General features: G+C 58.0%; 14 protein-coding genes. 7 read left to right on the top strand and 7 right to left on the bottom strand.

All coding sequences use genetic code 11. The annotated features are described in order from the left end of the window. Position 1: 1 nt before the first annotated feature. Complete coding sequence (locus JFT81_RS29540) at positions 2-1321, top strand: PAS domain-containing methyl-accepting chemotaxis protein (RefSeq protein ID WP_201228205.1); 1320 nt, start codon at positions 2-4, stop codon at positions 1319-1321. Positions 1322-1397: 76 nt separating this feature from the next. Here JFT81_RS29540 and JFT81_RS16875 read toward each other — a convergent pair whose 3' ends face one another. The 3 genes from JFT81_RS16875 to JFT81_RS16865 all read right to left on the bottom strand — a co-directional run bounded on the left by JFT81_RS16875 (position 1398) and on the right by JFT81_RS16865 (position 4024). Continuing rightward, positions 1398-1781: a hypothetical protein gene (locus tag JFT81_RS16875; protein ID WP_201228204.1), complete on the bottom strand. Its 384-nt coding sequence runs from the start codon at positions 1779-1781 to the stop codon at positions 1398-1400. Between the two features lie 251 nt (positions 1782-2032). Next, positions 2033-3457 (bottom strand): MFS transporter, encoded by a 1425-nt coding sequence (locus JFT81_RS16870; RefSeq protein ID WP_201228203.1) that lies wholly within the window; start codon positions 3455-3457, stop codon positions 2033-2035. 126 nt (positions 3458-3583) lie between these two features. Beyond that, positions 3584-4024 carry a PACE efflux transporter gene (locus JFT81_RS16865; RefSeq protein WP_201228202.1) on the bottom strand — a complete coding sequence of 147 codons (441 nt, stop codon included), beginning with the start codon at positions 4022-4024 and terminating at the stop codon, positions 3584-3586. Positions 4025-4161: 137 nt separating this feature from the next. Here JFT81_RS16865 and JFT81_RS16860 point away from each other — a divergent pair, with 137 nt between their 5' ends. Further along, complete coding sequence (locus tag JFT81_RS16860; RefSeq protein WP_201228201.1) at positions 4162-5034, top strand: LysR family transcriptional regulator; 873 nt, start codon at positions 4162-4164, stop codon at positions 5032-5034. A gap of 137 nt (positions 5035-5171) precedes the next feature. Here JFT81_RS16860 and JFT81_RS16855 read toward each other — a convergent pair whose 3' ends face one another. Then, positions 5172-6203, bottom strand: coding sequence for a LacI family DNA-binding transcriptional regulator (locus tag JFT81_RS16855; protein WP_201228200.1), 1032 nt, complete (start codon positions 6201-6203; stop codon positions 5172-5174). A gap of 216 nt (positions 6204-6419) precedes the next feature. On the opposite strand from JFT81_RS16855, the gene JFT81_RS16850 reads away from it, so the two are divergent. Next, complete coding sequence (locus tag JFT81_RS16850) at positions 6420-6953, top strand: gluconokinase (RefSeq protein WP_095048167.1); 534 nt, start codon at positions 6420-6422, stop codon at positions 6951-6953. A gap of 82 nt (positions 6954-7035) precedes the next feature. Then, positions 7036-8391: a GntP family permease gene (locus JFT81_RS16845; protein ID WP_201228199.1), complete on the top strand. Its 1356-nt coding sequence runs from the start codon at positions 7036-7038 to the stop codon at positions 8389-8391. Between the two features lie 179 nt (positions 8392-8570). Here the strand turns inward: JFT81_RS16845 and alaC are convergent, their stop codons facing one another. After that, entirely contained in the window at positions 8571-9788 is a 1218-nt protein-coding gene (gene alaC, locus JFT81_RS16840; RefSeq protein WP_201228198.1) for an alanine transaminase, read from the bottom strand. A 139-nt stretch (positions 9789-9927) separates the two neighbouring features. On the opposite strand from alaC, the gene JFT81_RS16835 reads away from it, so the two are divergent. The 3 genes from JFT81_RS16835 to JFT81_RS16825 all read left to right on the top strand — a co-directional run bounded on the left by JFT81_RS16835 (position 9928) and on the right by JFT81_RS16825 (position 11965). Beyond that, the gene (locus JFT81_RS16835) at positions 9928-10590 is read left to right on the top strand and encodes a LysE family transporter (RefSeq protein ID WP_201228197.1); all 663 of its coding nucleotides are present in this window, start codon (positions 9928-9930) and stop codon (positions 10588-10590) included. A 67-nt stretch (positions 10591-10657) separates the two neighbouring features. Further along, positions 10658-11152: a GyrI-like domain-containing protein gene (locus JFT81_RS16830; protein WP_201206043.1), complete on the top strand. Its 495-nt coding sequence runs from the start codon at positions 10658-10660 to the stop codon at positions 11150-11152. A 324-nt stretch (positions 11153-11476) separates the two neighbouring features. After that, positions 11477-11965 (top strand): GNAT family N-acetyltransferase, encoded by a 489-nt coding sequence (locus JFT81_RS16825; RefSeq protein WP_201228196.1) that lies wholly within the window; start codon positions 11477-11479, stop codon positions 11963-11965. A gap of 130 nt (positions 11966-12095) precedes the next feature. On the opposite strand, the gene JFT81_RS16820 is transcribed toward JFT81_RS16825, so the two are convergent. Both JFT81_RS16820 and JFT81_RS16815 read right to left on the bottom strand, forming a co-directional pair. Beyond that, positions 12096-12701, bottom strand: a complete 606-nt coding sequence (locus tag JFT81_RS16820; RefSeq protein WP_201228195.1) for a pyridoxamine 5'-phosphate oxidase family protein — start codon at positions 12699-12701, stop codon at positions 12096-12098. A gap of 18 nt (positions 12702-12719) precedes the next feature. Further along, positions 12720-13205: a GNAT family N-acetyltransferase gene (locus tag JFT81_RS16815; RefSeq protein WP_201228194.1), complete on the bottom strand. Its 486-nt coding sequence runs from the start codon at positions 13203-13205 to the stop codon at positions 12720-12722. Between the last annotated feature and the right edge of the window lie 33 nt (positions 13206-13238).

Genomic DNA, 13238 nt, shown 5'->3' with positions numbered 1-13238 from the left:
CATGTTCAACCTACATCACAAGGCTGACCTGCAGGAAATCGAGCGATTCAGCTGCGCCCTGACCGAAGCCAATGCCAAGTTGGCGGCGATCAGCCGCTCGATGGCAATGATTGAATTCAGCCCTGACGGCATCGTTCTGGATGCCAACGAAAACTTCTGCAAGACCATGGGCTACAGCGCTGAGGAAGTGCGCGGCAAACATCACCGGGTATTTTGCGAAGAAGCGTTTTACCGCAGCGAGGAATACGCCAGGTTGTGGCGTGACCTGGCCCGTGGCGAACCGATCAGTGGCACGTTTCTGCGCTTGAACAAGGCTGGCAAGGAAGTCTGGCTTGAAGCCAGCTACATGCCCGTTTACGGCCCGGATAAACAGGTCAGAAGTGTGATCAAAGTGGCATCGGACATCACTGCCCGAGTGCACAAGGAACACGAAGAAGAAAGCATGCTCGCGGCGATCAGCCGCTCGATGGCGGTGATCGAATTCACCCCTGAAGGCAATGTCATCACCGCCAACGACAACTTTCTGAAAACCATGCAGTACTCGCTCAACGAAGTCGTCGGCCATCACCACAGTCTGTTTTGCCACCGCGCAGAAGCCGAGTCTGCGCAATACAAGGCATTCTGGGCTTCGCTCAATCGCGGCGAATATCACTCCCATCGTTTCGAGCGCAAGAACAAGTCCGGGCAGATGGTTTATCTGGAGGCCTCGTACAACCCGTTGTTCGACGCGAAAGGGCGGCTATACAAAGTGGTCAAGTTCGCCAGCGATATCACCCATCAGATGACCACCCTGCAGAACGCTGCCGAATCGGCCCACAGCACCTCGGTGCAAAACGACGCCTGTGCGCAGAAAGGCTCGCAAGTCGTGCAGCAGACGGTGCAGATCATCCAGGACATTTCCCGCGACCTCAACGAAGCCGCCGTGAGCATCGATGCGGTGAGCAAACAGTCGGACATCATCGGCACCATCGTTCAGACCATTCGCGGCATTGCCGATCAGACCAACTTGCTGGCGCTCAACGCCGCGATCGAAGCGGCGCGGGCCGGCGAACACGGGCGCGGGTTTGCGGTGGTCGCGGACGAGGTGCGCAGCCTCGCGGCACGAACCAGTCAGGCGACGCTGGAGATTGTCGACGTGGTGCGCAAGAACCATGATTTGTCGTTGAGTGCGGTGTCGAGCATGCAATCGAGTTTGAGCCGCACCGGGCTTGGGGTGGAGTTGGCCAACGAGGCGGGGGCGGTGATTCAGGAAATCCAGCAGGGTTCACGGCATGTGGTGGATGCGATCAGTCAGTTCAATGAGACGTTGCAGTTGAATTGATGCTCTGAAATCGTGAGGGTCATTTTCTAACAACCAAGGGCAGTTGCGACTGCCCTTGTTTTATTACTTGCACCTGTTACTTCAATTCGTAATTGGCACTGAACGTACCCTTGAAGGTAATCGGCCGCCCAATATCATCAAGGTAACTGGCGTCAATTGTTCCTTTTTGGGTATCCAGATTCGGCCCGATGGTGACTTTCCCTGTTCCGGTCAATCTGAGTAATGTTTTTCCATTGTGATACTGCAGTGTAGTAGCCCCAGCTGGAGTAAAATCCAGATCGTATTCACCAGGCTTGAGGTTTTCGGCGGCATATCCTATCTGGACATAATGTTTGTCCATGGTCGCTATAAAGCTAAGTTGATTAAATTCAACCTGTTCTGTATCAAAGTCCTTCCCGACGGGGTTTCCGTTGTAGGAGGACTTGCAATTGCAAAGACCGGTGAATGATTTGGCTTCCATGATTATCTCCTGATCCTGACTGTGACCCCGAGTGTGATCACTCGACCCATTAAACAAGCGATGTTCAATCAGCACTACTGTCAGTTCTTACAGGTATCAGGATTTTCTGATGTAGGGTAGCGAGCCGGAGGGAAGGGCGTGACACAGGACGGAGGCCTCCGTGTCCCCCGTCCAGTTGTTTGGCACTGACCAAGATGATGAATTGACCTGTAGGTGATGACTGACTGCTGTACAGGAGCAATTACCGGGTTTCAACGATGGGCAATGTTTTCCAGCGCCAGATTGCGTGTGCGCGGGCCGAACCAGCCGATGGTCAGCATCACGATCAACATGCTGCTGGCAATGAACGCCAACACGCCCGGCGTGCCGAAGCTGTCGAGAAAAAAGCCGATCAACAGACTGCTGAACACCGTCGACAAGCGACTGAACGAATAGCAGAAGCCCACTGCCCGTGCGCGGATATTGGTCGGGAACAGTTCGCTCTGGTACGAGTGATAACTGAAGCTCAGCCACGCGTTGCAGAACGTGATCATCACGCCGCAAAAGATCAGCCCGAATGCGCTGGTCTGCAGGGCGAACAACGTACCGAAGGTCATTGCGCCGAGGGCGGAGCCGACGATCTGCCATTTGTTCTCGAAGCGATTGGCGAACTTCACGAACAGCAACGGCCCGAGCGGGTAGGCGAGGGTGATGATGAAAGCGTACATCAGGCTATGGGTAACGCTGACACCCTGGCCGGACAGCAGCGCCGGCAACCAGTTGCCGAAGCCGAAGAAGCCGATCGCCTGAAAGACGTGGAAAACGATCAACATCAGTGCGCGACGGCGATAGGGTGGCTGCCAGATGTCGGCGAAACGGCCCTTGCCTTCGACATCGACCGGCACGGTTTCAGGAGCGTCCAGCGGCTTGCCGTGATCCTTCACGCATCGTGCTTCGATGTCGTCGAGAATCCGCGTGGCTTCATCGAACCGGCCATGTTGCGCGAGCCAGCGCGGCGACTCCGGCAGGCGCTTGCGCAGCCACCAGATAAACAGCGCAAACACCGCACTGGCCAATACCACCCAGCGCCAGCCGGACACGCCGAACGGCGCTTGCGGCACCAGCCACCACGACATCAATGCCACCGCCGGCACCGACAGAAACTGCACGAAAAACGCGAAGGCAAACGCCGAACTGCGCATGCGTTTGGGCACCAGTTCCGAGAGGTAGGCGTCGATGGTCACCAGTTCGATACCCAGACCGATGCCCACTAGAAAGCGCATGCCGATGATACCCAGCGCCGAACTCTGAATGCCCATCAACACCGTCGCCACGGTGTACCAGACCAGTGCGAAGGTGAAAATCGCCCGGCGCCCGAAGCGATCCGCCAACGGGCTGAGCAGGCTGGCGCCGAGGAACAGGCCGAGGAACGTTGCCGAGGCAAACGCTGCCTGATCGGAGAAACCGAACACACCCTGATTGCCGGTGGCGAAGATGCCGTCGCGAATCAGGCCGGGGCTGATATAGGCCGTCTGAAACAGATCGTAGAGTTCGAAAAATCCACCGATCGACAGCAGCGCCACCAACCGCCAGATCGTCGCGACGGCGGGGAGTCGGTCGATGCGGGCGGAAACCTGGGCGGAGCGAATCGGGTCGATGCCGTCGCTTTGCGCGGCGGCGGGTGCGTGAGCGGTCATGAGGCTGATCCATTTTTTATTGATGGAAAAGCTTAGCCTGCTATCGGAGTTCGCGGATTGTGAATATCAGCGGTTTTATCGGCTAAACCGCTGATTTTTTGCAATATCTGTTTACGAATTAACGATTTATGCCGCTGTCGCTGCATCCGGTAACGCCGAGGCCGGCAAACCGAAAATCCGGTCAAACAGCCAGTTGAACGCAAACGTGTAGCACGGGATAAAAATGATCAACGCCAGATCAAGCAGGAACGCCTGCACCAGACTGATGTTCATCCACCACGCGATCAGCGGAATCAGAAACACGATCAGCGTCAGTTGAAAACCAACAGCGTGGGCGATGCGCCGTTTTACGGTGCGGGTGCGCGATGGCTGGCGACTTTCCCACTGCTCGAACAGTGAGGTGTAGATGAAATTCCAGGTCACGGCGATGGTGGTGATGATCACTGCCAATGGCCCGGTGCTGCCCGGCGAGGTGCCGGACAACAGCGCCAGACCGAGGGCGGAAAAGCTCATGCCGATGATTTCATAGAGCGACACGTAAACCACTTTGCGTTTAACGCCTTGCATGCAGATTGCCTCTTTTCGTCGAATCAATGGCCAGCGGGGCTGGCGGAGGCGGCGAAAGATAGCTTCAATAGGTCTGACAGAAAAAGTCAGCTACTTTCAGTTTCTCTGATAGATAGATGCATTGACAGGTTAACCAAGTGAATTTCAACAGCGACAGCATTCAACTCTTTCTGGCCGTGATCGAACGCGGCTCGTTTTCGGCTGCCGCTCGGGCGTTGGGTAAAGTCCCGTCGGCGGTCAGCATGGGCATCGGCAACCTTGAGGCCGAGCTCGGTTATTTGTTATTCGACCGCAGTCATCGCGAACCACAACCGACAGCGATGGCGCTTTCACTGGCGCCCCACGCGCGATTGATCGCCGAGCAACTCAAACAACTGCAAGTGCACGCGGTGGAGTTGTCGTTGGGGCTGGAGAGCAAGTTGTCGATTGCCGTGGTTGCGGACATTGATCGGCGGCGTTTGCTGGCGGCGATCAAGGTGATTGCCGAGCGTCATCCGTTGCTCGACATCGAAGTGCTGACCGCGCCGCAGGATGACGTGTTGGCTATGTTGCACAGCGGTCGGGTCAGCGTGTGCCTGGCGTTTGCCGGGTTGAGCGTGAATGTGTTGGAACAGTTTCAGTTTGTCGGCAGCGAGCGGATGACCGCCACGCTGGCGGCGGACAGCCCGTTGTTGCAGGGTCGGGATCTGTTTCTCGAGGACCTGGTGCATGTGCGACAGGTCGTTGTGGCCAGTCGCGATTTACCGATCAGCGAGACACGGCCATTGGTGGCGGAGTCTTATTGGCGCACCGACAGCCTCGAGACAGCGATGGAAATGGTTGAGGCGGGACTGGGCTGGGGAAATTTTCCCCTGTCGGTGGTGCAGTCGCGGCTGGACAGCGGACGGCTGAAACGCCTGAATTTCCGCAACATCGAAAACGGCCTGGTGCTACCGGTGCATGCGGTGTGGCTCAAGAGCCAGCCGCTACAGAAAGGCGCATCGGCCTTGGTCGATCTACTCAGTCACTAAAGTCTGTGGAGATCCAATGTGGGAGCGAGCCTGCTCGCGAAAGCGGTGTGTCAGATAAGCCTGTGCCAAGTTACACGACGCTTTCGCGAGCAGGCTCGCTCCCACAGGAGGGTGTTTCAACCTCGAATCTTTGGGGATCAGGTGCTTTCGCGGATTTTCAGTTCGAAACCCATGTCTTCAACCGGGCGTGCCACCGAGTTGCCCGCCATCAGCGTCAGCATCTGCTCGGCGGCGCGCCGGCCAATCGCTTCGCGCGGGGTATTGATGCTGCTCAGACGCGGCACCATGTGTTCGGACATCGGCAAGTCGTTGAAACCCAGAATCGCCACTTGCTCGGGAATCTTGATGCCATGACGCAACGCCTCGAGCAACGCACCTTGAGCCAGGTCATCGTTGCCAAAAAAGATCGCATCGACGTCCGGGTGCGCCGCGAGCAATTGCATGAACAACTCACCGCCCAGGCCCACGGACGACGCGCGTGGCGTCAGCACTTCCAGGTCCGGGTCATAACGACCGGCCTTCTGCAGCGCTTTGCGGAAACCTTCACCGCGCAGCAAGGTGCGCTGATCGAGTTGCGCGCCAATGTAGGCCAGCCGCTGGCGCCCACGGGAAAGCAAATGGTCGGCCGCCGTTTCGCCGGCACTCAGTTGCGAGAACCCTACGCAATTCACCCCGGCGGCGCTGTCCAGTTCCATCATGTACACGCAGGGGATATTGCTGGCCTCGATCATCCGTCGCGAACTTTCGGTGCGATCGAACCCGGTCAGCAGCAAACCACGCGGTTGATAAGCCATGTAGTTGCGCAGCAGGTTTTCTTCTTCATCGCGCGAGTAGTGGAAGTTGCCGATCAGCACTTCAAAACCCTTGGGCGTCAGTACCCGGTGAATGGCTTCGAGCGTATCGATGAACAACAAGTTGGACAGCGACGGTACTAACACCACCACCGAATGGCTCTGTGCCGAGGCCAATGCGCGAGCAGCAGGGTTGACCACGTAGTTGAGTTCACTGGCGGCTTTCTGCACTTTTTCCACCAATTCGGTGGCCACAGTGCTCACACCTCTGAGGGCGCGCGAGGCAGTAATCGGACTGACACCGGCCAGGCGGGCAACTTCATTAAGGGTGGGACGGCCGGTGGTGCGGGTATTTTTATCGTTTTTAGGGGTGGTCATCGGGCGGCTTGCCAAACAAAAATCAAGGCACTAAGGTAGCGCTGTCCTGATGCAGCTGTAAATGCGTAAGCGAGGTCCTGCCTGATCTTCGCTTTTTGGCGTTGGGCGCAAACCTGCTGCAACCCAAAAAAACGACAAGAAGGCGTCGGCAACTTCTGCCTGTGCACTAGAGTCATAGCTAGCAAAGGTAGCGCTGTCTGCGCGCTGAGGTGTTATATGAGTCATCCCATCACCGCCCTGGTCATCATGGGCGTTGCCGGTTGCGGCAAGACGTGCGTCAGCGAGGCCCTGTGCCAATTGAGCGGCGCCACTGCCATTGAAGGCGATACTTTCCATCCGGCCGCGAACATCGAAAAGATGAGCGCGGGGATCCCCCTGAACGACGACGACCGCGCCGGCTGGCTCGACAGCCTGTGCGATGAACTGCGTCGCGTCGATGCATTGGGCAAGCGCCCGGTGTTGACCTGTTCCGCCCTTAAACACAGTTATCGCGAAGTGCTGCGCAGTGCCTTGCCGGGCCTGGGCTTCGTGTTTCTTGAATTGACCCCTGAAGTCGCTGCCGAGCGTGTGTCGCACCGCCCGGGCCACTTCATGCCGGCCACGTTGATCGAAAGCCAGTTCGCCACCCTCGAATCGCCCAAGGGCGAGCCGCTGACATTGGCGCTGAATGCGTCGATCCACAGCGTTGAAGAACTGGCGTCCCAGGCTCACGTCTGGTGGCAGGCCCACGGTCTGAAGCAGGCGGTATGAGTGTGTTGAAAGAGACTGCGCGGTCCTCACGACTTCTGTTTAACCCGCTTTAATAACAACAACAATCCAGGAGACACCCCCAATGTTTGGCATGTCCCACGACACGTTCCTGCTGCTCGACGCAGTGGTTACGGTAATCGGGCTGATTGTCCTGATTACCAAGTTCAAGATTCACCCGTTCATTTCCCTGACCATCGCTGCGGCGTTTCTCGGCCTGACCTCGGGCATGCCGATCGGCACCATCATCAAAGCGTTCCAGGACGGCTTTGGTGGCGTGCTCGGTTTCGTCGGCATCATCCTTGCGCTGGGCACCATGCTCGGCAAAATGATGGCCGAATCCGGCGGTGCGGATCAGATCGCCCAGACCCTGATCCGGGCGTTCGGTAAAGAAAGAGTCCAGTGGGCGATGATGTTTGCCGCGTTCCTGGTAGGCATTCCGCTGTTCTTCGAAATCGGCTTTGTCCTGCTGATTCCGCTGGTGTTCATCGTTGCGCGCCGTACCGGTGTGTCGATCATCAAGATCGGTATCCCGCTGCTCGCCGGCCTGTCCGCCGTACACGGCCTGGTGCCGCCGCACCCGGGTCCGCTGCTGGCCATCGGCGTGTTCGGCGCCGACATCGGCAAGACCATTCTTTACGGCCTGATCGTTGCGCTGCCGACGGCAATCATTGCCGGCCCGATCTTCGGTACGTTCATCGCCAAGCACATTCCCGGTACACCGAATCAGGAACTGGTCGATCAACTGGCCCGCGAAAACGACGACTCGGCGAAACTGCCGAGCTTCAGCATCACCCTGATCACCGTGCTGCTGCCGGTGTTCCTGATGCTGCTGAAAACCTTTGCTGACGTGGCGCTGCCGGACGGTAACTTCTTCCGCACCTGGATGGACATGATCGGTCACCCGATCTCGGCGCTGCTGCTGGCGTTGCTGCTGTCGCTGTACACCTTCGGCCACAAGCAGGGCATCGGTTCCCAACAAATCCTCAAGTGGCTTGATGCGAGCCTGGCGCCAACCGCCGCGATCATTTTGATCATCGGTGCGGGCGGTGGCTTCAAGCAGATGCTGGTGACCAGCGGCGTGGGCGACGTGATCGGCCACATGGCGGTCAGCGCGCAGATCTCGCCGATCCTGCTGGCGTGGCTGGTGGCGGCGGTGATCCGTATCGCGACCGGTTCGGCCACCGTGGCGACCATCACTGGCGCGGGCATTGTGGTGCCGGTGGTGGGGATGATTCCGGGCGTCAACCGTGAGTTGCTGGTACTTGCTACCGGTGCCGGTTCGTTGATTCTGTCGCACGTGAACGACGCCGGTTTCTGGCTGGTGAAGCAGTACTTCAACATGACCGTGGCCGAGACCTTCAAGACCTGGACGGCGATGGAAACTATCCTGTCGGTGGTCGCGTTGGGCTTTATCCTGCTGTTGTCGCTGTTCGTTTAAACAGCTTCTTGCAGACACAAAAAAACCGCAGTGATGCGGTTTTTTTGTGCCTGAATTTCAGGTTCCACCCAGAACCAATGTGGGAGCGAGCCTGCTCGCGAAGAGGCCATGCCAGCCAACCAATATGTTGACTGATAGATCGCTTTCGCGAGCAGGCTCGCTCCCACAGGGGGCAGGTGTCAGGCGCCAGTTTTCGTGACTAATCCATCGGCCCGGAACATCCCGCGAATGCCGCGTACGGCCTGGCGAATCCGGTCCTGGTTTTCGATCAGCGCAAAGCGTACGTGGTCATCGCCGTACTCACCAAAACCAACCCCCGGCGAGACGCACACCTTGGCCTCGGCCAGCAGTTTCTTGGCGAACTCCAGCGAACCCAGATGCGCATACGCCTCGGGAATCTTCGCCCAGACATACATCGACGCCTTCGGGTTCTCGACCATCCAGCCCAGTTCATGCAGGCCTTTGACCAACACATTACGACGCTGGCGATACTGCTCGGCGATATCGCGCACGCACTGTTGATCGCCTTCCAGCGCAGCAATCGCCGCGACTTGCAGTGGGGTGAACGTGCCATAGTCGTGGTAGCTCTTGATCCGCGCCAGGGCGTTGACCAGTTCCGGGTTGCCAACCATGAAACCGATGCGCCAACCGGCCATGTTGTAGCTCTTGGACAGGGTGAAAAACTCCACCGCGATGTCCTTGGCGCCCGGCACCTGCATGATCGACGGAGCTTTCCAGCCGTCGTAGACGATGTCGGCGTACGCCAGATCGTGAATCACCAATACGTCGTACTGCTTGGCGAGGGCGATCACCCGCTCGAAGAAATCCAGCTCCACACACTGCGCAGTCGGGTTCGACGGGAAGCCGAGGATCATCATTTTCGGTTTCGGAATCGAGCCACGAATTGCCCGTTCCAGCTCGTCGAAGAAGTCCACGCCCGGTACCAGCGGCACCGAACGCACTTGAGCGCCGGCAATCACTGCACCGTAAATGTGAATCGGATAACTCGGGTTCGGCACCAGCACCGTGTCGCCCTGATCCAGCGTCGCCAGCATCAAATGCGCCAGGCCTTCCTTGGAGCCAATGGTGACAATGGCTTCGCTTTCCGGGTCGATATCGACCTCGTAGCGTTGCTTGTACCAGTTGGAAATCGCCCGACGCAGGCGCGGAATGCCCTTGGACGTCGAGTAACCGTGGGTGTCTTCGCGTTGGGCAACTTGTACGAGTTTTTCGACAATGTGCGGCGGCGTGGCGCCGTCGGGGTTGCCCATGCTCAAGTCGATGATGTCTTCACCACGACGACGCGCAGCCATCTTCAGCTCGGCGGTGATGTTGAAAACGTAAGGGGGGAGTCGATCTATGCGCGCAAAGCGGCGCGGCGAACCTTGTTCAGCCATTGTTGCCTCGGATAACGTAAGCGCCCGGAACCGTCCGAGCGACGCTGGTCACTGCGGTGACCTGTGGCGGAAGATAAGGTCAGTGATGGCATACTGTCCAGCCCGTTTGTAAACAATTTTGTCCCAAGGAAAATGGTTGATGGAATTCACCAGCGGCTTCTTGCTGAGCCTTTCGCTGTGCCTGGATATCGGCGTGGCCAACATCGCAATGATCACGCTGGCGATGCAGCGTGGTTACTTTCAGGGCTTCGCGCTGGGTCTCGGCACTTGCGTCGGCGACCTGATCTACGCCGTGCTGGCGCTGGCCGGAATGACGGTTCTGCTGCAATACGAAACCGTGCGCTGGGTGTTGTGGATCGGTGGTTCGGCGCTGCTGATCTACTTCGCGGCGAAGATGATCTATTCGGCGATCCATCACGAAGCGCAATTGGCGGCCACCGCCGAAGTGGGGCAGAACTCTCATCGCAAGGAGTTCTTTCGCGGGATCTTCCTGGCGATGTCCTCGCCGAGCGCGATCCTCTGGTTCGCCGCGGTCGGTGGCACGCTGATCGCCCGTTCCGGTGGCGGTGGCCCGCTGAGTTCGGCGCTGTTCCTCGGCGGTTTCCTCTGCGCCGGGCTGCTCTGGTCGGCCGGTTTGTGCTTTGCCGCCAGCCACGGCGGCAAGCTGCTCGGTGACAAGCTGTTGCGCTACTCCTACATGGCATCTGCGGCGATCTTCTGCTATTTCGCGGTGTACGTGATCGTATCCGGCTATAACGAGTTTGTCGGATCGGGTGCCGTCGAGCAGCTCCATTCGTTGTAACCGTGCGAAATGGGTTTGGCTTTCTATACTCCCAGCCGAACCCCTTTTTTGTTCCAGGAGTCGAGTCATGGATGAGCAAAAACGCGTCGAAGTGGCTGAACCTCGCTTCGAACATGGACACTTCCTGCTGATTGCAGGGCTGGGTGAGCGATATACCCAGGAAACCGCGCATAACATTCCGGCGTTGTGGGAAAAATTCCTGCCCCATCTGGGCCAGATTCCGGGTCAGAAAGGTGAAGTCACCTACGGCGTCTGCTGCAATTTCGATGGTAAGGGTGGGTTCGATTACATCGCTGGGGTGGAAATCAGCAAGCTCGATGAGTTGCCTCAGGACACGTTTCGCTGGGTTGAGGTTTTGCCCCGACAATATGCGGTGTTCGAGCACAAAGGCTCTCTGGAGCACCTGCCGCAGACCCTGCAATACATCTACAAGACCTGGCTGCCAGCCTCCCACTACGTGGAGCTCAACGCCCCGGAACTGGAGCGATACAGCGCGGACTTCAACCCGGCGCGTAAAACCGGCAAGCTGGAAATCTGCGTACCGGTCGAAGCCCGGCGGTAATCAAACAACGAGGCGGCGGATTTACGATCCGCCGCCTCGTTTTCATCTCTGTTTTGCCTTGTTGGTCCGACGCGTGCGCATCAGGTCGATGCCCAGGGTGATAAAGCCGAAAGTACTGATGCCCAACACCATCAACAGGCCAATCTCAACGCTGCTCATAAGCGGTTTCCCTCAAGGGTAGTCAGAGACACGCCCTACAAGTAGCCGCTCGCGAAGCCGAATAAAAGCGCATATACGCAGGCTTTACGCTGCACCTGCGGATCGATATGCAGACCTTATTCAATTATGCTTTCGGCACTTTCTTCTGCTGATTTTCGAGTTGCCATGAACACCCTCATTCGTAACGTCACCGCCGCCGACCTCGATCGCTGCTACGCCATCGAAACCGTTGCCTACGAAGGCGACGAAGCCGCCACCCGCGAGAAGATCGCCACGCGCATCGCCACTTGGCCGGATGGTTTTATCGTCGCCGAGGTGGATGGCGTGGTGGCAGGGTTCGTCAATTCAGGCGCAGCGTTTGATGTGCAGATGTCGGATGAGGCGTTCAAGGAGCTGATCGGCCATGACCCGAAAGGGCCGAACGTGGTGATCATGTCGGTGGTGGTGCACCCAGATTATCAGGGGCAGGGTTTGGCCAAGCGCTTGATGGGCGAATTCATCGAACGCATGCGCGGGATGGACAAGGCAACGATTCATTTGATGTGCAAGGAGAAGCACATTCCGCTGTATGCCGGGTTCGGTTTTGCCTACATCAAACCCTCGGAGTCCGACCACGGCGGCATGGCGTGGCACGAGATGATCCTCACTCTGTAAATCATCACACATACCAAGTGGGAGCTGGCTTGCCAGCGATAGCGGTGGGTCAGTCGACATCAATGGTTGATATGCCGACGCCATCGCTGGCAAGCCAGCTCCCACAGGGTTAAGTGGTGTCTCGGAGTCTTTAGTACAGCGTGTCCAGCACCCTTTTTAGCGCTTCGCGGTCGTAACTGTCCGCGTCGAACTGGCCGTCGTTCAATCGCTTGTGAAAGGCCCCGGCCGTCGGCAACGCCGAACGTGGTAAATGCGTTTCCGGGTTCCACGCATCGGAACGCACAAACGCTTTCGAACAATGAAAGAACGCCGCTTCCACCGTCACCAGCAACACGGTTTTCGCCGGTTTGCCATTCACCGCAAAGCTTTCCAGCAGCGCCGGATCTGCGCTGATCGTCGCGGTGCCGTTGACCCGCAACGTTTCGCCAATCCCCGGGATGATGAACAGCAGCGACACTCGCGGATCGTGCAGCACATTGCGCAAGGTATCGATGCGGTTGTTACCCGGGCGATCCGGCAGCGCCAGCGTGCGTTCGTCGATGATCCGCACAAACCCCGGTGCATCGCCGCGCGGTGAATTGTCGAGGCCATCGGCGCCCACCGAGCTGACGATCACCAGCGGCGAGACGCGCACCATCGCCTGATAATCCGCGTTGAGAAAGGTGATCTGCTTGCGCACCGCACGTTCGTGGGGCAGTCCGTAAATAGCTTCCAATGCTTCGATTGAATCGATCATCGTGCATCCCTCGATGATTTAGAAAAACAGCCCCATGCGCCGCTCATAACCGATCCGGCCCTTGTACGCTTCGCCGCTGTCGACGAAACCGTATTTGGCGTACAGCGCAATCGCGGCATCGTTGTCAGCATCCACCGATAACTCCAGCCCTTTGATCTCCGGCCACGCCTGACGCGCAACCTGCGGCAGCGCTTGCAGGCAGGCTTTGCCATAACCCTTGCCTTGGGCCCGGTGATCAACCTGCAATGCATGCAATGTGGCGCTGTGTTCATCGGCCCACGCCGGCAATACCGGCGGACGTTTGAGCAACAGAAACGCTACGGGTACGTCATCAGCCAGCAGCGCGAAGCCCTTCACGCCGGGGGCGGGTTTCGACAGCAAGGTGTGCAGAGCGCCATGGATGTCACCGGAGAACTTGATCTGCTCGGCATGGATTTCAATCGCCTCGACTTGCTGACGCTGCAAAGCGTTCAAGCTGTCGTACGGCACGAGTTGGGCTGACACGGGAATTTCCTTTTTCCTACAAAGATGAACCTC

The organism is Pseudomonas sp. TH43 (assembly GCF_016650635.1).
In the GTDB taxonomy this organism is placed as follows: Bacteria; Pseudomonadota; Gammaproteobacteria; order Pseudomonadales; family Pseudomonadaceae; genus Aquipseudomonas.
This window is presented reverse-complemented; position numbering and strand designations above follow the sequence as displayed.